At 52.8% G+C, this 21,452-nt stretch carries 19 protein-coding genes and 1 pseudogene; 15 read left to right on the top strand and 5 right to left on the bottom strand.

From position 1 onward, the window contains the following. The first annotated feature begins 29 nt into the window (after positions 1-29). The 4 genes from lpdA (at position 30) to FJ147_06475 (ending at position 3,897) form a co-directional block, all read left to right on the top strand. Positions 30-1,439: a dihydrolipoyl dehydrogenase gene (lpdA, locus tag FJ147_06490; GenBank protein MBM4255531.1), complete on the top strand. Its 1,410-nt coding sequence runs from the start codon at positions 30-32 to the stop codon at positions 1,437-1,439. 99 nt (positions 1,440-1,538) lie between these two features. After that, complete coding sequence (gene lipB / locus FJ147_06485) at positions 1,539-2,177, top strand: lipoyl(octanoyl) transferase LipB (GenBank protein ID MBM4255530.1); 639 nt, start codon at positions 1,539-1,541, stop codon at positions 2,175-2,177. Next, positions 2,162-3,079: a lipoyl synthase gene (lipA, locus tag FJ147_06480; GenBank protein MBM4255529.1), complete on the top strand. Its 918-nt coding sequence runs from the start codon at positions 2,162-2,164 to the stop codon at positions 3,077-3,079. Before lipB ends, lipA begins: the two co-directional genes overlap by 16 nt. 23 nt (positions 3,080-3,102) lie before the next feature. Next, positions 3,103-3,897 (top strand): M48 family metallopeptidase, encoded by a 795-nt coding sequence (locus tag FJ147_06475; GenBank protein MBM4255528.1) that lies wholly within the window; start codon positions 3,103-3,105, stop codon positions 3,895-3,897. Between the two features lie 5 nt (positions 3,898-3,902). Here FJ147_06475 and FJ147_06470 read toward each other — a convergent pair whose 3' ends face one another. Further along, positions 3,903-5,132 carry an NAD(P)/FAD-dependent oxidoreductase gene (locus FJ147_06470; GenBank protein MBM4255527.1) on the bottom strand — a complete coding sequence of 410 codons (1,230 nt, stop codon included), beginning with the start codon at positions 5,130-5,132 and terminating at the stop codon, positions 3,903-3,905. A gap of 293 nt (positions 5,133-5,425) precedes the next feature. Continuing rightward, positions 5,426-5,836: a CBS domain-containing protein gene (locus FJ147_06465; protein MBM4255526.1), complete on the bottom strand. Its 411-nt coding sequence runs from the start codon at positions 5,834-5,836 to the stop codon at positions 5,426-5,428. A gap of 800 nt (positions 5,837-6,636) precedes the next feature. Between FJ147_06465 and FJ147_06460 the strand changes: the two are divergent. Together FJ147_06460 and FJ147_06455 are read left to right on the top strand one after the other, a co-directional pair. After that, positions 6,637-8,944 (top strand): annotated as a pseudogene (locus FJ147_06460) (nitric-oxide reductase large subunit). A 149-nt stretch (positions 8,945-9,093) separates the two neighbouring features. Then, positions 9,094-10,599 (top strand): sigma-54-dependent Fis family transcriptional regulator, encoded by a 1,506-nt coding sequence (locus FJ147_06455; protein MBM4255525.1) that lies wholly within the window; start codon positions 9,094-9,096, stop codon positions 10,597-10,599. A 10-nt stretch (positions 10,600-10,609) separates the two neighbouring features. Here the strand turns inward: FJ147_06455 and FJ147_06450 are convergent, their stop codons facing one another. Continuing rightward, positions 10,610-11,026, bottom strand: coding sequence for a response regulator (locus tag FJ147_06450; GenBank protein ID MBM4255524.1), 417 nt, complete (start codon positions 11,024-11,026; stop codon positions 10,610-10,612). A gap of 283 nt (positions 11,027-11,309) precedes the next feature. Between FJ147_06450 and FJ147_06445 the strand changes: the two genes are divergently transcribed. The 6 genes from FJ147_06445 to FJ147_06420 all read left to right on the top strand — a co-directional run bounded on the left by FJ147_06445 (position 11,310) and on the right by FJ147_06420 (position 16,886). Continuing rightward, complete coding sequence (locus FJ147_06445) at positions 11,310-12,083, top strand: c-type cytochrome (protein ID MBM4255523.1); 774 nt, start codon at positions 11,310-11,312, stop codon at positions 12,081-12,083. 418 nt (positions 12,084-12,501) lie between these two features. Then, positions 12,502-13,167: a cytochrome c oxidase subunit II gene (locus FJ147_06440; protein MBM4255522.1), complete on the top strand. Its 666-nt coding sequence runs from the start codon at positions 12,502-12,504 to the stop codon at positions 13,165-13,167. A gap of 203 nt (positions 13,168-13,370) precedes the next feature. Beyond that, positions 13,371-15,104, top strand: coding sequence for a cytochrome c oxidase subunit I (locus FJ147_06435; GenBank protein MBM4255521.1), 1,734 nt, complete (start codon positions 13,371-13,373; stop codon positions 15,102-15,104). Between the two features lie 69 nt (positions 15,105-15,173). Continuing rightward, positions 15,174-15,764 carry a cytochrome oxidase subunit III gene (locus tag FJ147_06430; protein MBM4255520.1) on the top strand — a complete coding sequence of 197 codons (591 nt, stop codon included), beginning with the start codon at positions 15,174-15,176 and terminating at the stop codon, positions 15,762-15,764. Between the two features lie 21 nt (positions 15,765-15,785). After that, positions 15,786-16,151: a caa(3)-type oxidase subunit IV gene (locus FJ147_06425; protein MBM4255519.1), complete on the top strand. Its 366-nt coding sequence runs from the start codon at positions 15,786-15,788 to the stop codon at positions 16,149-16,151. Positions 16,152-16,295: 144 nt separating this feature from the next. Continuing rightward, complete coding sequence (locus FJ147_06420) at positions 16,296-16,886, top strand: heme-copper oxidase subunit III (protein MBM4255518.1); 591 nt, start codon at positions 16,296-16,298, stop codon at positions 16,884-16,886. 321 nt (positions 16,887-17,207) lie between these two features. Here FJ147_06420 and FJ147_06415 read toward each other — a convergent pair whose 3' ends face one another. Beyond that, the gene (locus FJ147_06415; GenBank protein MBM4255517.1) at positions 17,208-17,819 is read right to left on the bottom strand and encodes a cytochrome c; all 612 of its coding nucleotides are present in this window, start codon (positions 17,817-17,819) and stop codon (positions 17,208-17,210) included. A 288-nt stretch (positions 17,820-18,107) separates the two neighbouring features. Between FJ147_06415 and FJ147_06410 the strand changes: the two genes are divergently transcribed. Beyond that, complete coding sequence (locus FJ147_06410) at positions 18,108-18,476, top strand: hypothetical protein (protein ID MBM4255516.1); 369 nt, start codon at positions 18,108-18,110, stop codon at positions 18,474-18,476. A gap of 174 nt (positions 18,477-18,650) precedes the next feature. Here the strand turns inward: FJ147_06410 and FJ147_06405 are convergent, their stop codons facing one another. Further along, on the bottom strand, positions 18,651-20,120 hold the full coding sequence (locus tag FJ147_06405) for an NAD(P)/FAD-dependent oxidoreductase (GenBank protein MBM4255515.1): 1,470 nt from the start codon (positions 20,118-20,120) through the stop codon (positions 18,651-18,653). A 347-nt stretch (positions 20,121-20,467) separates the two neighbouring features. Between FJ147_06405 and FJ147_06400 the strand changes: the two genes are divergently transcribed. Together FJ147_06400 and FJ147_06395 are read left to right on the top strand one after the other, a co-directional pair. Beyond that, positions 20,468-21,256 (top strand): NAD(P)/FAD-dependent oxidoreductase, encoded by a 789-nt coding sequence (locus FJ147_06400; protein ID MBM4255514.1) that lies wholly within the window; start codon positions 20,468-20,470, stop codon positions 21,254-21,256. Continuing rightward, the coding region (locus FJ147_06395) for a transposase (protein ID MBM4255513.1) at positions 21,253-21,452 on the top strand (200 nt) is incomplete at its 3' end. The genes FJ147_06400 and FJ147_06395, both read left to right, overlap by 4 nt.

The following is a 21,452-nucleotide window of genomic DNA, read 5'->3' as shown; positions in this document are numbered from 1 at the left end:
CAAAGTAAGGACATGACATGAATGGGAAAATGATACGTGGTGATAAGGCCTACCAATACGATCTGGTGGTGATCGGTGCTGGGCCGGGTGGTTATGTGGCAGCGATTCGTGCTGCGCAGTTGGGCATGACGACCGTTGTGGTCGAGAAAGATCGTGCTGGTGGTGTCTGCCTCAACTGGGGCTGTATTCCCTCGAAGGCGATCTTAACCTCGGCGGAACTGTATGAAGACTTAAAGGAAGGTGAACGCTACGGCATTAGAGCCCAAGGAATCTCGATCGATTTTCCGCATGTGATTCGACGGTCGCGTGAAGTCGCTGACCGGTTGGCAAAAGGCGTAGAGTTCTTGCTCCGTAAGAACAAAGTGCAACTGGTTGCTGGTACGGGCCGCTTAGACAGCCCTCATCGAGTGATTGTGGATGTCCCAGGAAAAACGCCTCTACAACTAGACACCGCGCATGTGCTTATTGCCACCGGTTCTAAGGAACGAACCCTACCAGGGTTGGAAGTCGACGGGAAACAGATTCTGACGAGCTATGAGGCGTTAGTCGATACGGAAATGCCTAGAGATATTCTCATTGTCGGTGGTGGTGCGATCGGCTGTGAGTTTGCCTATGTGTACAGTGCCTTCGGCAGCCGTGTGACGATTGTCGAAATGGAAAAGCAACTGCTGCCAGGCGTCGATACTGAAGTTGCACAGGAACTGGAGAAGGCCTTCAAGAAAAAGGGGATCGAAGTTCTTACCGAAACCAAGTATCACGGAATCGAGAAATTTCCTGGCCGCGTGGAGGTTGCCCTTGAATATAATGGCGACATAAAAACGCGCACTGCAAACAAAGTGTTAGTCGCGGTTGGGCGCGTGCCGCTCAGTGCGGACTTAGGATTAGAAGTCGTAGGGATCGCGTTGAATCGCGGCTTCATTAAAGTGAATGAGCACATGCAGACCTCCTGTGAGACAGTCTACGCCATTGGGGATGTGAACGGGCCGCCGTTATTGGCTCACGCCGCGTCGGAAGAAGGTATCGCTGCGGTTGAGCACATGGCCGGCAAGCGTGAGAAAGGTATCGACCATCTCAAGATACCGGCGTGTGTTTATTGTCAGCCAGAGGTCGCCATGGTTGGGTTGACCGAAGAGCAAGCCAAAGCGAAAGGCTATACGGTGGCGATCGGAAAATTCCCCTTCATGGCGTCGGGCAAAGCCATTGCCAAAGGCCATGACGAAGGGTTTGTCAAACTTGTGGTTGATAAAGAGTATGGCGAGATTTTGGGCTGCCATATCATTGGCCACGGAGCAACGGATCTCATCGCCGAAATCGGTCTGGCGCGCACGCTCGAAGCAACGACTGCTGAGTTGACCGGCACGGTCCATGCCCATCCCACGTTGTCAGAAGCGATCATGGAAGCGGCGTTGAGTGCGGAGGGAAGAGGGATAAACTTTTAGGAGAAATGAAAAATTAAAAATTAAGAATGAAAAATTGCGAGAAAATGTTTCTGTTTCGCCCTTCACTTTGCATTTTGCATTTTTAATTTTTCATTCATAATGCTTCTCCATTGTATCGACCTTAGCCTTATCGAATATCAACAAGCGCTCCAGCTGCAAGAAGAGCTGTTAATGCAGCGTTATCGTGGTGAGTGCGAAGATACGCTTCTTCTGCTTGAACATCCTTCTGTGTTTACCCTGGGTCGTGGCGGTAATGCCAATAATCTGCTTACCCCACATGACCTTCCGGTGCATCGCGTTGGTCGGGGCGGTGATGTGACGTATCATGGTCCAGGCCAGCTAGTTGGCTATCCTATTGTTCACCTCGGCGCGCATGGGCGTGACGTGCATGCCTATCTGCGCGGGTTAGAGGCGGTCCTGATTCAGGTCTTGTCGCAGTACGATATCGTTGCGCATCGCGCGCAGGGGTTGACCGGAGTTTGGGTAGGAAATGAAAAGATCGCCTCGATTGGGGTCGGGGTGCGGCATTGGGTGACCTACCACGGCTTTGCTCTGAATGTCGAGCCCGAGTTGTCGTATTTCTCTGATATTATTCCCTGCGGTCTCGTTGACGTACAGATGACCTCAATGGCGAGCCTGCTTGCACGGCCAGTAGCGGTTGATACTGTGAAACCAGTCATTGTTGAAGCTTTTGCCCGCTATTTCGGGTACAAGGACATCGTATGGCAGAATTTATAGAACCTTCTGAACGCCCAACGCCGAACGCCGAACTCGAAGGCTCGCCGAAGCCGATCGTACGTCGTCATCCTGATTGGATCAAAGTGCGAATGCCGAGCGGCCCGGTCTATAACAAGACGAAAGCTATCGTCTCGACGTTTAAGCTCAACACCGTCTGCCAGGAAGCGCAGTGTCCCAATATCGGTGAGTGTTGGGGGCACGGCACGGCGACATTTATGCTGATGGGTGACGTCTGTACGCGCAACTGTCGATTCTGTGCGGTTTCGCACGGTCGTATGGTGACCCTCGATCCCGAAGAGCCGCATCGTGTTGCTGAGGCCGCATTGAAGATGGGCTTGTCACACGTTGTTGTGACATCGGTCAATCGTGATGATCTGCCTGATGGTGGAGCTGAACATTTTGCTGCGACCGCGCGCGCGCTTAAACTGTTGAACCCACACTGCACGATTGAAGTGTTGACGCCAGACTTCCAAGGAAACGAGGCCTCGGTTGCCACGGTCGCGTTGTCACCGATTGAGATTTATAACCACAATACCGAAACGGTCCCGCGCCTGTATAAACGGGTGCGTCCCGGTGCCAAGTATGAACGCTCGCTCCGTGTCCTTCAGAAAGCCAAAGAGGCCCGTCCTGATCTCAAGACCAAGACCGGCCTGATGCTTGGGCTCGGTGAAGAGTATGGAGAATTGCTGCAAGTCTTTGGTGATCTGCGCGCGGTTGATTGCGATATCCTGACGCTCGGCCAATACTTGCGGCCTTCACAGGATCAATTGCCAGTTGAACGCTATGTCCATCCTGACGAATTTGCTGCGTTGCGAACGGAAGCCTTAGCGTTAGGATTTCGTCACGTTGAATCTGGCCCACTGGTACGCAGTTCGTATCATGCGTGGAAGCATGTCGAATAAAGTGAGGAAGGAATACAGAAGCGATGAGTCTCAAGATTCGTTTACTCATTGGTCTCGTCTTTGCCATCATGTCGCTCATTTCGTACTATGGCTCGTCAAGTATCAATCCTGTGACCGGAGAAAAGCAGCGCATTAGTTTGTCCGTGGAAGAAGAGACTGCACTGGGGATGCATTCGGCTCCGCAGATGGCTGCGCAGTTCGGTGGGCTGTCGAAGAACCAGCAGTCGGTGGCGTTAGTAAAGAAGATCGGTCAGCAGATCGTTGAGCGCTCACCGGCTGGTAAATCTCCCTATAAATTTGAATTTCATCTTTTGGCAGATCAACGAACGATCAACGCCTTTGCTTTACCTGGTGGTCAGATATTTATTACTGAAGCTTTACTTCAATTGCTCCGTAGCCCTGGGGAACTCGCGGGCGTACTCGGACACGAGATTGCTCATGTCGTTGCTCGCCATTCGGCTGAACACATAGCGAAGCAGAAACTTACCCAAGGGCTCACTGGAGCTGCCGTGATGGCCGCGGACCCGAGCATGCAAGGTGCCCACATGGCTCAAATGGTTGCAGGGCTGATCAATATGCGCTTTGGACGAAAAGATGAACTCGAGTCAGATAGCCTTGGGTTGCGTTGGATGGCCGCGGCTGGCTACGATCCACGCGCACTTCTAGGAGTGATGGAAGTGCTGGAGAAGTCAGCCGGAGGTGGTCGTCAACCGGAAATCTTTAGTACCCATCCCAATCCAGGGAATCGTGCTGAACGAATTCAAGCCGAATTGAAAAATGTCTTTCCCGCTGGGGTTCCTGAGCGATTGATCAAGTAGGGTTTCTACGCCCTTCCTTTCACCATTCCGTGCCAGTACAAGGCAGGTAACCCATACGCCTTCAACAGATACATACTGTACCGCTCCTGTCCCTGATCAAACGGGAACGTTTCCTGAGGTTTGAGATCGTAGTCGAATTCGGCCAGGATCAGTTTCCCATAGCCGGTAACAAGTGGACAGGATGTATACCCATCGTAGCGCGCTGTGAGTGACTTTCCCTGTCGAGCGGCTAACAGATTCTGCACCAGAATTGGGGCTTGTTTGCGAATCGCCGCACCAGTTTTTGAGGTCGGCAGGCTACTCGCATCGCCAAGACTGAAGATATTGGGATAACGGACATGTTGAAGCGTTTGCTTGTCGACATCGACCCAGCCAGTTTCGTTTGCCAGTGGGCTACGTTTGATGAAATCCGGGGCACTCATGGGTGGAGTCACGTGCAAGAGGTTGTACGGTAAAACCACTTCTTCTTTGGTATCGAGTCGTTGAAAGACGGCTTCTTTGCTGGCTGAGCGAACCTCAACCAAGTTGTGTTGGAATCGAGCATCGATTTGTCTGCGCGCAACGATGGTGTCGAGGGCTTGGGCATATTTCTTGACGGCAAAAATTGCCGCCGCCGCCGAAGTAAAAATAACGTTCGTCTGTTGGCGGACGCCGTTTTTGCGAAATGTATCATCGGCCAGATACATGATCTTTTGCGGCGCTCCGGCGCATTTAATTGGCGGGCTCGGTTGCGTGAAAATGGCGTTGCCGCTTCTGCAGGCGCGAATAAATTCCCACGTCTTATCGACTGTGTCGTAGGAGTAGTTACTACACACACCATCACGACCCAAACTTTCCTTTAGCCCTTTGACTTTATCCCAATCCAACTGCAGACCAGGGGCGACGATCAGAGAATCATAGTGCACCCGTTTGCCTTCACGCGTGAGTATCGTGTTCGTATCTGGAGAGAATTCGGTGACCGCGTCGCGCAACCATGTGGTACCGGGCGGAATGAGGGCTCGCTCGTCGTGTTCGCTTTGTTGCTTGGGGAAAACGCCGCCACCAACCAGCGTCCACAGGGGCTGATAGTAATGCTTATCGGACGGTTCGATGATGGCGATTTCTGATGGTGGAACTTTGTGGGCAAGCCGTGCCGCGATGGTGATCCCGGCGGTTCCGCCGCCAACAACGACGATACGATAATGCGCTGCGGGGAGGAGGCTTACTGGTGCAGCCGATTGGGTCTCGGATTGCATGCGAATCTCCTTATGTGAGTGTGCGAGCGCCCAGATTAGCAATTTTACTGGGAGAAGAAAGGACACCAGACGTCTCACGTGGAGGGGAATATTTTCGTCCAGTGTATGTCAGTTTGCCTTTGCTTGAAGAGAAACGGCAGGGAGGCCGGCATAAGCGAAGCGTTCCCGGCATGAGTTGCCGGGAACGACCTCTGGCTTTATCTCGGCCTACGTCGTGAAGAATCTCGGTGCGAGACCCTGCGTTGCACTTAGGGTGACAGTCTCGCGGTGTCCACCTCAGGTCGATTCAGTCGTTACTCCGCCATTTCCAGAACCAGCTTGAGCATGTCACTCTCAGTCACAATACCGACAAGCTTTGGTCCCTCAAGGACGGGAAGACAGCCGATTTTCCGTTCCATCATCAAGCGTGCCGCCTCCTGCACTGTCACATGTGGTGTAATCGTGACTGGTGGATCACTCATGACCTCTTTGATGGAAATGCCAGACAGAAAGGCCTGTTGCGCTTTTTCGCCGTATTTGAGGACCGATCCGAGCGAGGCTTTGTATAAATCTCGCTGACTGACAACCCCGACAACTATGCCATTGTCAACCACAGCGAAATGGCGAATCCGACCCTGTTGGAGAATGTCCTTTGCCACCAGTAAGGAGTCGTTACGTGCGAGCGTGACGACCTCACGAGTCATAATATCCCCTACGCTCTTCATGCTACCTTCCTCCTCGCTCTTCTAGATAAGCAGAAAGTATGCCGCGACGATATATGGCGTGGACTCAGTGTGGGTAGCGTGCGCTGTGGGCGTTACAGGTTCCAAACTAAACCACAGCAGATTGGTCCAACAGTAGTGTCACCCTGAGTACAACGCAGGGTCTCTCCGGGAGATTCTTCTCTCCGCTCAGAATGACAGGAGCGAGAGGTCTGAGCGTCACGTGTACGAGTGTTCTGCGATCCGATTGCTCGCTACGGTTTCTCATTCTTGCGAAACCCCGCTGCTCTGATTCCTATTTCTGCGAATCGGCAGCGTAGACTCACAGGTCTACTCGTATCGTGTCTCATAACTTCATGAGCAGTTGTAGGGCGTGCGAAGCGCACCAACTGAACTGGCGCGTACCACGCGCCCTACGATTTCACCGCTAATGAACTGGCGAGACACGGTACTAGTAGATAGTCCAGAAAGTTTGATGGATAACTCAAGGGACGTCATTCCCGCGCATGCGGGAATCCAGGAGGCTTAACTACAGGCCACTGCTGAATTTCCCTGGATGCCCGCCTGCGCGGGCATGACGAAACCCCTATCCCTCAAAATTAAATGGACTGACTACTAGGGGCAGTGGTTCAGTTCGACACGTGGATGTGTCTTCGTAGGGGCGGTTCTATGTGGCCGCCAAGGAAAAAAGCTCCCACACAGGGGTGCCCCTACAAACCAATTCACACTGAATCCTTACCCTACTGGATATGAAGTGGTGGCATGTTTCTCGCTCTTTCAGGAAAATACGGAAGGAGAGAGGGATGCGTCATACGAAGTTGTGGGGAACGCTCGGCATTGTTGTCGTTTCCGCTTTCGCAGTGCTCGGTTATTTCGGCCGTGAGATTTATCGGCAAGCGCCACCTGTCCCGCAACGTGTGATTACTCCGTCGGGAACGATATTGTTTACCGGCGATGATATTCGCAATGGGCAGAATGTTTGGCAGTCACTCGGAGGTCAGGAGGTTGGCAGTATCTGGGGGCATGGGGCGTATGTCGCTCCGGACTGGTCGGCTGATTGGTTACATCGAGAAGCAGTCTGGCTTCTCAACCAGTGGGCGCGCGAGCAACACCAGGTGTCGTATGCTGAACTCAACGAAGAGACGCAAGCCGCACTGCGGGTGAAGCTCAAACGTGAGCTCCGAACCAACACCTACCAGGCAGAAACAGGAGATCTGCTGGTCTCACCTGTCCGCGCTGAAGCAATTAGTGCGGTTGGTACACACTACACTGCGCTGTTCGGCAATACCCCGGAACTGGCAGCGTTGCGAGATGCCTATGCATTGGCGGAGAACGCGATTAAAGACCCAGAACGTCAGCGTTTGCTCAATGCCTTCTTTTTCTGGACGGCCTGGGCTTGTGCAACCAATCGACCTGGGGCGACGATTTCCTACACGAACAACTGGCCGCCAGAAGCGCTGATCGACAATGTCCCAACCGGGGCAATCATTGTCTGGTCAGTCATCAGCTTTGTGTTGCTCCTCGCAGGCATTGGTGCGCTGACGTGGTACTTCGCTGTCAAGAACCACACCGCAGATGACAATGCTCATACCGTTCCTGAGGACGACCCTCTCCGTGGGCTGACCCCGACACCATCGATGCAAGCGACGGTAAAATACTTCTGGGTCGTCGCTGCGTTGCTTGTTGTCCAAGTGCTGCTGGGTGCGGTAACAGCACACTATGGTGTCGAAGGCAGTGGATTCTATGGCATTCCGCTGGCGCAGTGGTTGCCCTATGCGGTGACACGGACGTGGCATGTCCAGCTTGGCATCTTTTGGATCGCGACTGCATGGCTGGCAACTGGGTTTTTTGTCGCGCCTGCGGTCTCTGGCTATGAGCCACCGTATCAGCGACTGGGAGTAAACTTCGTGTTTGTTTGCCTGCTGATTATTGTCGTGGGATCTTTGACTGGCCAATGGCTCGGCGTGCAGCAGCGGCTCGACCTTGCCACTAACTTCTGGTTCGGCCACCAGGGCTATGAGTACGTTGACTTGGGACGCTTCTGGCAGCTTTTTCTCTTAGTTGGACTCATTGTGTGGCTGATACTGATGGATCGGCCCATGCGCCGCGCATTACAGAAGGCTGATCAAGAACGAGATCTTCTGATAGTCTTCTTTATCGCTTCGGTAGCGATCCCACTCTTTTACGCGGCGGGCATTATGTGGGGGACGACACACCAACCTGGCAGTGGTCGAATATTGGCGCTGGTGGGTGGTGCACCTGTGGGTCGAAGGGTTCTTCGAAGTATTCGCGACTGTGGTCATTGCCTTTCTCTTCAGTCGTCTGGGGTTGTTGCCGACGGTGACCGCGACCCGTGCAGTCTTGTTCTCCACGACAATTTATCTCACCGGTGGCATCATTGGCACCTTTCACCATCTATACTTCACTGGTACTCTGACGGCTATTCTCGCACTCGGAGCAACGTTTAGTGCACTTGAAGTCGTGCCGTTGGTGCTTATCGGGTATGAAGCCTACGGCAATCTGACTTTGAGTCGCCGCCAGCCGTGGGCTGCGGCATACAAATGGCCGATCTATTTCTTTGTGGCAGTGGGATTCTGGAATCTTGTCGGCGCTGGGCTGTTTGGCTTTCTCATCAACCCACCGATTGCACTCTATTACATGCAAGGATTAAACACGACACCACTGCATGGCCATACCGCACTGTTTGGCGTCTATGGCATGCTTGGGATAGGGCTGATGCTGTTTTGTCTGCGCGGATTGACGGAACAACGTGTGTGGAAAACGGGTGCGCTGACGTTTGCCTTTTGGGCAATGAACAGTGGGTTGTTACTGATGGCATTGTTGAGTCTTTTGCCCATAGGGTTACTGCAAACCTGGGCCAGTGTTGAACATGGTTTGTGGTACGCACGTTCCGCGGAATTTCTGCAAACTGACACCATGAGCACGTTGCGATGGTTACGCGTAATCGGCGATACGATCTTTGCCCTTGGCACGCTGGCGCTCGGGTGGTTTATTCTCGGTCTCAAACTTGGGTGGTCGTTAACTGTCGAGTCTCATGACATCGCGTACTCATTTTTGTGCAAAAATCCAAGAAATTCGACGAATTCTTAGTGCGCGATGTTATGAGACCTGACAGTTAACCAGCGAGCCTGAACCGAGTCGACAGTTTGTCTATATTTCTCCACCAGAAGAAGGATCGTAGAGGAGAGGAAGAGCCCATCTCCCTTGGCATCTTACGTGAGGTCAGGTACTAACAAACTATGACCACGATTCCTGTTGCGATGCAACGACCGCAATACTTCCATCTCCTCTGGGACGAGGAGATCGAACGTTTACGTGAAATTTTACAAGCTTTGCGTGAGCGTGAGGACGAGGTGTTAACTCGTTGGTACCAGCTCTATACCGTGCATTTCGGCGAAGCGGTCACGCTGTCGCAGCGAGAATTTTCCACTTTGTATGGTCATGATCTGCAACAAACCGTCACCCATCTGCTGCAGGGAGATATGGAACGTTTCGTCATGGATTTGCGTGCGACCGGTGAGCAGTTGGTCGAACGCGGCGTGCCGTTTCGTGAGGTCATCTCGTGTCTGCACCTGTTTGAGGAAAGTTGTAGCGTCGTGTTTGATGAGATTCCCTGGAGCACCGGACCCAGCGAACGCATTAGCATGCTGCTGACCTTCGATAAACTCAGCCATTGCCGCATGATGGTTTTGGCTGAGACCTACTTTGGCACGACCCAGGCGCGAACCCATACGCGTACCCAGGCGCTTGAACAAGAAGTGGCGCGACTCGCGCCCGATGTGCAGGCGCGTCAGCATTTCCACGGCATCGTCGGACACTGTCCAGCAATGCGAGATGTCTTCCAACGGATCAGTGCCGCCGGGATGGCCCGCGGCACGGTACTGGTCGTGGGTGAGAGTGGCACCGGGAAAGAGTTGGTCGCACGAGCTATCCATGAAGTGAGTGGCGGAACCGCTCCGTTTGTACCAGTCAACTGTTCGGCGTTGCCTCGGGAGTTAATTGAAAGTGAGTTGTTTGGCTACCGGCGTGGTGCATTCAGTGGGGCCACAACCGAGTATCAAGGCCTATTCCGTGCTGCAGAAGGAGGCTGTCTCTTTCTTGATGAAGTGACCGAGATGGCTCCTGATACCCAAGCGAAACTACTGCGCGTATTACAAGAGCGTGCGATTCGCCCGGTTGGGTCGGTTCGTGAAGTACCGGTCAAGGTGCGGATCATCGCCTCGACCAATCGCGATCCCCACGAAGCCGTACGACAAGGCCGCTTGCGTGAAGATCTTTACTACCGTCTGAACGTAAATACCCTCGTGCTCCCACCACTGCGCGAACGCCAAGAAGATATTGCCCTGCTGGTGGAATATTTCCTGACCTACTTTAGCGAGCGCTTTGGCGTACCACGACGGACGATGTCGCCACATGCTCTGGCTGTTCTCATGCAGCATTCATGGCCGGGAAACATCCGCGAATTGATGAATGTGATTGAGAGCACCTATACGTTTGCCCGTGATCCAGAGATCTCGCTGAGCGATCTTCCGTCTACATTCTCGCGCATGTCCCCGACTCCACGACCAATGGAAGTGTCACCGAATACACCTCCACCGTTGTTTATCGATGCTGAACGCGACTTGATCGTCCGGGCGTTAAACGCAACATCCGGGAATAAATTACAAGCCGCGAAGCTGTTAGGGATTTCACGCAAGAAGTTGTATGCGAAAATTGCCAAATATCAAATTGTAGATGCGGAGTAACGCATGCTTGTCACGCGGCGGACTTCTCACCCTGCGTCGAGCGTTGTAGCGCTGCAGTGAGCACCTGTTGCAGCGACAGGTCATCAGGGGGCTTGGCTGTGTAGTACAGGACTCCGAGTTGCCGTACGGTCCGTTCGAGTTCGGGGGTATGTTGACCCGCGATGTATATCACGAACGCGTGGGGTGCGTAACGATGAAACGTGTCCAGCAACGTCGGGCCTTGTTGTACGGTGACGCTATCGTCGAGCACAATAACGTGAGGTAACGTTTTCTTGCCGTCCGGGATGCCTGGATGTTCGTTGTCAAACGACATGATGAGGGTTGCCGGGAACCCACTCATCGTTAAACAGTCTTGCACTTGGCGCTTGAGACGTTTGTCTTGCGATACCAGCAGGACTCTTCGTCGTAAGACTTTCGCTGCACGCATAACGGAACCCCACGTGCAACGGGAATGCCACCTTTGTGACATTTGCATAAATGAGCAATCCTTTGTTTCTCGTGTTTTTCTCGGCAGTGTGGTGCTGCCGATCGCACCACTGCCTTGTGTGCCTTGTTTCGGGTGTATCGTTCGGCATCACTGCACATTTGCCACATTGTGAGCTGATTACGCTTGGTCCTGTTTCCTTTGGAGACACTTCCTGGCTTCCCGGTGCGAGTTCTTTCTCAACCGCCACGCTAAGTGCCTGACCTTATACACAGGCTTCTTGACGATGGTGCGGCACACATCCTGCTATTTGTTTTACTGTATCGCGCTCGGAAAATTGCGATACCACGCAAGCAGGAGGAGTCGGGTGGGTACTCAACGACGATACAAGCAGAAACATTTTTGCTGGCCAGACAGGATAACTGTTGCAGGCGTCGTCCTTATTGTGCTGTTCCTCAGTAATAGTAAGGGGACCTCTGTTTACGCTGACGACATCGCACGTGGAAGACAACTCTACATTCTCTGTGCAACAACATGCCACGGAGAGAAGGGAGAGGGGGACCAGCAACGCCATGCGCCAGCTCTCGCTGGAGTTGAAGCCTGGTATCTCGAAGCGCAGTTGCAAAACTTCCGTAACGGCCTGCGCGGCTATCATGCCGATGATGCTGCTGCGCTACAGATGCGACCGATGGCGCGGACGTTACGCAAAGATGAAGATGTGAAAGCAGTGTCGATCTATATTGCTTCTCTCGCACCGACACCGCGAATGGCCACTGTCTCTGGCGATCACGAGCGCGGGAAGAACCTCTATACGACATGCAGTGCGTGTCATGGGGAGGGAGGAGCAGGGAATGCGGAGGTGAGATCTCCAGGTTTGCTCCTTCAAGGTGACTGGTACATCGTATCGCAGCTCAAAAAGTTCCGCGATGGACAGCGTGGGGCCCACAAAGATGATGCTCCAGGGATGCAGATGCGAGCTATGACGATGATGCTGCAGGATGACGTAGCGCTCAATGATTTGGCGGCATACGTGACGAGCCTTGGGGTAGCCAAGAAATAAAGATGCATAATGACACAACCTGTGCACGGCTCACTCAGACCATAAGAGATTGGGACACATGAGGTTGCCATCCGAAAGTGTGTAGCGTGCGCCATGCGCACAGGGATCCGTATCCGTGGGGGCATCGCGCGCACAGCGCACGCTACCCAACGTGGGCAAATGTCATGAGGTCCGATGTAGACACGTGAGCAGTGGTACACCAAATTCTCGGGCGTTCTGGCCAAGTGCTAACGGTCAACGATTTCGCAGATGCAAGGTGAGGGAGGTGAGGATCGCCATGAAAGAAATGTCCAGTGAGAGTCTCGCCGAAAAGACTTTTTATCTAACTGTCGCATGTTGCCTGGTGTTTATCCTGGGCAGTGTTTTGTTCGTGCTGCCGCACTGATTTGCAGAGCAAGAGCCACACAAACGGAGAGGAATGATGCTTGAGTATCTTTTACCGCAAGCTGCCAGTTTCGCCCATGACATCGACTGGCTGTTCACCGTAATCTTCATAACTGTTGGTTTCTGGTTCGTCGTCGCGCAAGGGGTGCTCTTTTACTTTATCTTCCGTTTTCGACGCCAAGACGGTGTGCGTTCATTGTACGTTGCCGGTGAAGTGAAAGCGGAAAAGCAATGGGTGTCTATCCCGCACTATCTCGTCATTCTCTGTGACCTGGGGCTCATTGCCGGAACTATTCTAGTGTGGATCAACGTCAAGCAGGCACTGCCAGCGGCGGAGGAGAGGGTGCGCATCGTTGGTCAGCAATGGGCGTGGACGTTTGTCCATGCGGGACCAGATGGGCAATTGGATACTGCCGATGACATTACTCGTATCGATGAGCTGCATGTCAAAGAGAATACGGTCTATCACTTCGAATTGCTGTCAAAAGATGTCATTCACAGCTTTTCGGTGCCGGTGTTTCGTTTGAAGCAAGACGCAGTGCCAGGACGCGTGATTACTGGATGGTTCAAACCGACCAAGACCGGCCAGTTCGATATTCAGTGCGCTGAAATGTGTGGTCTTGGACACGGCGTGATGGCTGCACGTATCCAGATCGAGACCAAAGAAGAGTACGACAAGTGGATGAGTGAGCAGGGGTAAGCTTTCAGCCCGAGTGAAACGAAAGGGCTCTCAGGAAGATTCTTCAAGAGAGATTCTTCGCTCCGCTCAGTATGACACATACACGGGCCTCTTGCGTAACGTAGAGAAAGGTCCTGGGGCACGAGTGTAACGTTTTTTGCCTTTCCCTGCTGGCTGACCGCTGATAGCTGACTGCTGATAGCTGATTTGATGAGGAGGTCATAATGGCTGGAACAGCCGCCAGAGATATTGCGATCGAACGCGACCATGTTGACGTAGGGTGGGGGGACTTTGCCAGAAGGTACCTCTTTTCTACCGATCATAAAATTATTGGCCTGCAGTATATGTTTACCGGCATGTTTATGGCGGTGATCGGCGGGCTCATGGCCTATGTGTTTCGGATGCAACTCGCGTTTCCAGACCAATCTGTGTTTGGCTACGGTCTGGTGTCGCCGTTGGCGTACAACGCGCTGGTCACGAACCACGGAACCATCATGATCTTTTGGGTGGCGATGCCGGTGCTGATTGCGGGATTTGGTAACTATCTGATCCCGTTGATGATCGGTTGCGATGACATGGTGTTTCCTCGTCTCAACCGGCTGTCCTACCAGATCTTCTTTTTGAGTACCGTGGTTATCCTCATATCACTCGTTGTTCCCGGTGGAGGATTTGGTGGTGCCTGGACCGCGTATCCGCCACTTTCTGCCAGTGCTTCGTACAATCACACCCCGTATGGGGCACCCTTGTGGTTGATCGCGGTCGCTCTGGAATTCGTCGCTTTCCTTCTTGGTGGGATCAATTTCATTACCACCGTCATGAACGCCCGGGCTGAGGGACTGACCGCCTATCGATTGCCGATCTTTATCTGGATGACGATTGTTGCCGTCATTGTCTTTATGGCTTCGGTGGGACCGCTTGTGGCTGGTGCAGTGATGCTACCGTTTGATCAAGTCGTCGGGACCCGCTTCTATGATCCCCAAGCCGGTGGCGATCCGTTGCTGTGGCAACATTTGTTTTGGTTCTTCGGTCATCCAGGAGTGTACGTGGTACTACTGCCGGCGATGGGGGTGGTTGCTGAGATCATCACCGTTTTTGCCCGCAAGAAACTGTTCGCCTACAAAACTATCCTGTACACTACCTTCGCTACTGGAGTCTTGAGTTTCGTGGTGTGGGCTCACCATCAGTTTGTCGCTGGCATCGACCCGCGTATGGCGCACTTATTTACTATCATGACCGTGCTCATTTCGGTGCCGATTTCTGAGATGATTTTTTCCTATATTGCCACGCTGTATGGAGGGTCGATCGAGCTGACGACGCCGATGCTCTGGGCTTTGGCGTTTGTTGCTGAATTCTTGCTGGGTGGGGTGACCGGTATCTTTCTCGGCTCAAGCGGTACCGACATCTATCTGCACGACACGTACTTCGTGCTGGCGCATTTCCATTACACCTTCTTTCCCATTGCTATCATCGCGACGTTCGCAGGCGTGTATTATTGGTTTCCCAAGATGTTCGGTCGCATGATGAATGAGACGTTGGGCAAGATTCATTTCTGGGGAACGATTATCTCCTTCAATGTCATCTGCATTCCGCTCTTTATCACTGGCGTGGCTGGGGATCATCGTCGCATATATAGCTATGAGCACTTTTCACAGCTTGCGACCCCAGGTCTCCAGGAGTTGCGCGTCATTGCCACTATTGCGCTCGTGATGATGCTCCTCTTTCAGATTCCCTTCTTCTACAACTTCATCAAGAGCCTGATCGACGGTGACGAGGCCGGAGATAACCCCTGGCGGGCAAATACGCTAGAGTGGGCAGTCCCATCTCCGCCACCGCACGGCAATTTTGCTGAGATGCCAACCGTGTATCGCGGTCCATACGAGTATGGTGTACCTGGCCGGGCCGAAGACTACTGGCCACAACATGAACCAGAGGAGAATCCATCCCCAGTCAATGGATAGCCGAGGAACAACGAAGCACCCGAGATGGCCGTCGTTGCAAGAAGAAGGTGAGGGAACAAAGGAACAGGTATGACGCAAGCTACAGCAACACACGCCCCGTTAGCTACAAGCCGAAGTGCAACCGGCATCCCGACCGGCAGGCTCGCCATATGGTGGGTTCTTGCCTCGGAGATTGTTATCTTCGGTGGACTATTAGTGAGTTATATCATGTTACGAGTGCATAATGCGCACTGGACCGCCGAGGCTTCGCACACCAATACCTGGGCAGGCGCATTCAACACTATCGTCTTGCTCACTTCCAGTTTGTCTGCAGTACTAGGTCACCAGGCAGCCGAAAAAGGAGATGGGCAAGGTGCGGCTCGCTATTTGTGGATGACAGTTGGTGGCGGAGCCGTTTTTTTGCTCGTCAAAGCGTATGAATACACTAGCGAAATCTCTCACGGTTTCACGCTGTTCCGTGATGTGTTCTGGTCCTATTACTATGTCGCGACCGGCTTACATGGGCTGCACGTCATCATCGGCATGATCATCTTATCTATCGTGGCTGTTGATGCAGCGAAAGGGCGGAATCTGCATCGTGTGGAGCTGATCGGCATCTATTGGCACTTCGTCGATGTGGTGTGGATCTTTTTGTTTCCGTTGTTCTACCTGGCTAAATAGATTGCTGAGAAGAGTGGAGGAATGAAACTCATGAATGCTTCACCAGAGACAGTTCACGAGACACACCCGGCGCATCCAGACTACATCAAGATTTATCTGATCCTTATCGGTCTGTTTATTGTCAGTATGCTTGGACCATTGTTCGGTGTTCCGGCGCTGACGGTTGTCCTTGCCTTTGGCATTGGGGTGTGTAAAGCCGGTTTAGTGGTCGCCTATTTCATGCATTTGAACGTTGAGAAACGCTACATCTGGTTTATCTTGATAACGATGTTAGTGTTTATGGTCGTGTTGTATGCAGGAGTTGCTCCCGATGTTATGAAGCAGGGCGGACACAATTGGCAGCATGTGGTCACAGAGAAGGGACCCCCGGCAGTGGCGAATCACTAATGGTCAGTAGGGAAAAAGTCATAGGCTTGAGGTGACAGGCTAAATTGGACCAAGGACCATTCGTACACGTGACGCTGAGACGTTGCGATTCTGTCATTCTGAGCGGAGCGAAGAATCTCTGAGAGACCCTTGGTTGAGAAGAATATGCACAATGTAACCACGATGGGAATTAACTCACCGCCGTATCGGCGAACCACTACTCCTGCCAACGGTGTCGTGGGAATGCTGTTGTTCGTGGTGACGGAAATCATGTTTTTTGCCGGTCTGATCAGTGCGTTTATTGTGACGCGGGCTGGGGTTGTCTGGCCCCCGCCTGATCAACCACGCCTTCCAGTGGAGGCGACGGCGATCAATACGCTCATCCTCTTGGCGAGCGGCTTCGCGTTACGCAGAGCGCATGCGGCGTTTGTCAACTTTGATCTCGATCAGACGCGAAAGCTTTTGGCTTTGGCTATCGGCCTGGGAGCACTCTTTGTCACGTTCCAAGGATACGAATGGATTCGCTTGATTAGCTTTGGCTTGACGATGCGCTCAAGCACGTACGGTTCGTTCTTCTATCTGCTTATTGGTGCCCATGCGCTCCATGCGGTGGCGGCGATCATTGCGTTGATCTACTGCTGGAGGCAGCTCACGCGGAGCGAACTAAGTCGGGTGCGCTTTTCCGCGGTGCAGGTATTCTGGTATTTCGTCGTTTTACTGTGGCCGATTCTCTATGTGCTGGTGTATGTGCTGTAGAGAAGCGTTACGGCGTCATCTTTCGAGGAAATCGACATGACTCACTGCTGGTTAGTGTCTGTTCTGCTGACCGTTCTTCTTGCGACTCCTTACTCCGCACTTGGCTGTTCTGTGTGCTTTGTATCGAAGAGAGAGAATCTGATGGCCTTCTTCGGTACTGGGGTGTTGTTATCGATGCTGCCATTCCTCCTCGTCGGAGGGATAGCGTTCTGGCTTTATCGACAGGCGAAAGAAGAACGCGAAGAAAAGCACTAGGACAGGCTCTCATATAGAGTTGGCGTAGCGTGCGCATGGCGCACGCTACAGACGATTAAATGCTGACTACTTTCCACTCGCCGGAGCCGCACTAGTTGTCGTCGGGGCAGCCGTTGCGCCTGTGGTGGCTCCAGCACCTTGGTAGGCTGGCACAGCCAACGTACGAATATAGGCGATAGTATTCCAGATGTCTGGATCTTTGATCTGCGCTGCCCACGCTGGCATCAGTTGCGACTTGCCAACGCTTTGACCACCTTCTTTCACAACCTTAAAGAGGTAGTCGTCTTTAAGCGTATTCATGTAATTGCCATCGGTGTGATTACGCGGCTTGGGATTGAGTACAGCAGCGGTGGGACCGTCGCCTTTCCCGGTCTTGCCGTGACACATAGCGCAAACTTTCTCATACGTTGCTTTCCCAGCAACAGGGTCCCCCTGGCCAGCAATACTGACTGACGCGCTCGCACTCCCTAACAACAACGCTACCGCAAAAGAACCAAGGACATGTCGTCTCTTCATGAATTCCTCTCTATGCATGATTTTCCGTATTTTATCTGGTTGAGATGTGTCGAGAAATAACTTGTTGAATTTCTCGTTTTGAGTTGGGCAGCTGACGCATCTTTCGGATCGATATTCATGGTGAACACCTGTCATGCCACGGACGAGGGGTTTCCATCTCATAGAACAAGCCAAACTTCATGGTTGCCTCCTTAATATACTTCGTCGCATGGTTGTTTGTCACAGCGAGAAGTGTGCCAAAGAGAAGAGACACAAAAGGCATACGAGAAAGGCACTCTCGCTGTTGGCAGTGCCAGCCATGCGACCAATGGCGTCACTCGCGTGTCAGTGTGTCGCCATTGGAAACAATCGCCGAGAACGCCTGCCTTTTTTCTCAGGTCGTACGCGCTCACGTTGTGGCCTCACTCTTGCTGATACATATGAGAAAATAACGACTAGGGAGGGTATCTTATGCTTCCGCCAATCTTTCCTGGATATGCCATGCCGGTTGAAATCGATCTTATACTGGCTTTCACTCCGTTACTGACCGGGCTGCTGATTCTTGTCCTTATCACGGCGTTGGGCATTGCAGCCGCCATGTGGGTTTGGCACCTGATGGAGACGCCGCTGAAGAAAGCCCTGTACCCGAAACGGATCGTTTGTCCAGTCAAACACCAAACGGTAGAAGCCCAGTTTGTTGCATGGAAAGGGCAGCCGTGGGACGTCCTCGACGTCGAGCGGTGTTCGGGGTGGTGTCTAGGAACGGAAAAGAATTGTAACAAAGAGTGTATGCGCCTTTTTGAGGGGGCAGCGCCGGTTTCTCCGTCGCTTGTACTCTAAACTCCGAATTGCGAAGTCTGTACGCATCGCGCCGTGGTTGTTAGGAAATGTCATTCTGAGTGAAGCGAAGAATCTCGCTGCGAGACCCTTCACTTCGTTCAGGGTGACAAGGATGGAATATCAGCTTTTCCTCACTACACAATCACGATTCGGTTTCGCTTTATCTGTATTCACTCACCCCACTGCCTCGTACGCCTCGAACTTTGGCTTGGCCATCTCCTCATCGAAGCGTTTAGTCGACCACGGCCAACTGGCTGGGACACCATGCTTGTCAAGATACCAACTCTTGCAACCAGTGGCCCAAATCGACTTCTTGGCGGCTTCAGCACGTGCCTTTTCAAACTCAGTCGCTGCTTTGTGAGTCGGGCTGATCTCTCGACACTCACCGGTGCGAACTTTCTCCAGCAGTTGCAAAATATAGTGGAGTTGCAGTTCGGCAATGCGAATAAGAGAGAAATTGCCGACCGGACCGTTCGGCCCGTTGAGCATGAAGAAGTTGGGGAAATTTGGAACTGAAATCGACAGATAGGCGACAGGGTGATCTTCCCACACTTTATCGAGATCGATGCCGCCACGCCCGCGCACCACTGCTGGACGAATAAAACGATCAGCACGAAAGCCTGTGGCTAAGACGAGTACGTCAAGTTCGTGCAGCACGCCATCCTTTGTGCGAATGCCCTGTGGTTCGATCATTTCAATCGCTGCAGCGACAAGCTCAGCATGGGGATGCTGGATCGCTTCATAGAAATCGGGCGACATGATTAGTCGCTTACACGCTGCACGATAGTGAGGTCTGAGTCGCTCTCGTAAGGCTGGATCTTTCACGGTCTCGTCGAGATTCGCCAGGCAATCCCGTTCGATCTGCTTCATCTGCGGCGACTCAGCATCGATCACCGCCGCGCTAAAGATGCCAAAGAATTGGTCAAGCTCTTCACGAAGTACGGCGATCTTCTTGGGATCTTTGGCAAATTCGGCGCGCTCGGTCTTATCGTACTCTCGGTTTGGCAGCTTCAGTACCCACTGCGCTGTACGCTGGAACAGCTTGAACCTAGCAACCCGATCAACCAACGCTGAGGTGATTTGGATTGCTGTTGATCCCGTGCCGATGACACCAACCCGTTTCCCATCCAACGGCACGCGGTGATCCCATCTGGCGCTGTGGAAACATGCGCCCTTGAAGCTCCCCAACCCTGGAATCTCAGGGATATTGGGATAATGCAGGACACCGCTGGCGGCGATAACAACATCAGCGTGATCAGTCTTCCCACTCTTCATGCGCAGATGCCAGCGGCCATCGATAAATTCGCACGAGGTAATCTCTTCGTTAAAGCGCACGCTATCGACGACACCATACTTCTTGGCGACATTTTCAAAATAGACACGAATCTCAGGACCTGGTGCATACACACGACTCCAGTCCGGATTGGGTTCGAATGAATAGGTATACAAATGCGCCGGCACGTCACAGGCAAGCCCTGGATAGGTATTCTCCCGCCACGTGCCACCAATCGTATCGCCTTTCTCGTAAATGATGAAGTTGTTGTAGCCCGCTTCGCGCAGTTTAATGGCCGAGAGCACTCCGGCCATACCAGCGCCAATGGTGACAATACGAAGGTCTTTCTTGTCCTGTGAACGTTGTGCCATGGTGTGATCCCTTCCTCTCACCAACAGTGTTAATGCGTCGCGTACAAACCAGACTCGACATACTCGAGCAAAACTACTCTTGTGTCCAGACACCTACAAAATTTGGGCCAATATCTGCTCGACAAGATCTCCGTGATGCTTCTACGCGAGTAGGAAGTATTGAGTAAGGAAACAGCTGGCGATTCTTCTTGGCGTACGATTTGCTCGTAGAGAGCAGTGCCCGGATGGTGAGAGGCGAAGCGGTACCCAGGAGAGGGGCTACTGCCGCCTCTGGAGACAGAGCAGGACACCGCTGTCACCAAAAGCGACACTTGAAAGAGACAAGGGCAGACAAAAGGGAGGAATACATGGCAAGTTCTTTACAGCAGCAGGCAGCGGCAGTCGATGTAAAACCAGTTGAGCAATTTGATGTGATCATTATCGGCGCAGGCATTTCCGGGATGTATCAATTGTATCGGCTACGTCAGCTGGGTCTGACGGTGCGCGTCTACGGGGCAGGGACTGGCGTTGGTGGTACCTGGTATTGGAACCGTTATCCAGGCTGTCGTTTCGATTCTGAGAGTTATAGCTACGGGTATTCGTTCTCAGAAGAACTGCTGCAGGAATGGGACTGGAGCGAGCATTTTGCTGGCCAGCCAGAGACCTTGCGCTACCTCAACCATGTCGCCGACAAGTTCGATTTACGCAAAGATATTCAGTTCAGCACCCGCATCGCGTCAGCAATCTACGATGAAGCAGCCAATTGCTGGGAAGTGCGCATGGAAAAGGGCGGCAGCGCACGGGCGAAATTCCTCATTACTGCAATTGGCGTGCTGTCTGCACCGCAGATGCCCAACATTAAAGGGATCGAGGATTACAAAGGTGAGTGGTACCACACCGGCGTATGGCCGCATACGCCGGTGAAGTTTGCGGGCAAGCGTGTCGGTGTGATCGGCACCGGCGCGACGGCTGTCCAATTGATCACCGAGATCGCCAAAGAGGTTGGCCATCTCACCGTCTTCCAGCGTACCCCTAACTTTTGCGCGCCGTTACGCAACTCGCCGATTGATGCCGAGACGCAGAAGAAAATCAAAGCCAGTTACCCGGAAATCTTTAGAGAGTGTTTTGAAAAAGGGATTGGTAAGCTTGAGGGATGAATACACTGCCGCGAGTTTATCCAACGGACCTGACCATGACCGAATGGACACAATTGAAGAGCTTCTTTTCCCCGGCCTCTCGCCGAGGCCGCCCGCGCAAATGGGAGCTGTGGCAGATTCTCAATGCGATTCTCTATGTGACGCGCACGGGGTGTCAGTGGCGAATGTTGCCGTGCAACTTTCCCCCGTGGGTGAC

It is taken from the genome of Deltaproteobacteria bacterium (assembly GCA_016874775.1).
Lineage (GTDB): Bacteria > Desulfobacterota > Binatia > Bin18 > Bin18 > VGTJ01.
The sequence above is the reverse complement of the archived record's forward strand: the minus strand, read 5'-3'. Positions and strand labels throughout refer to the sequence as shown.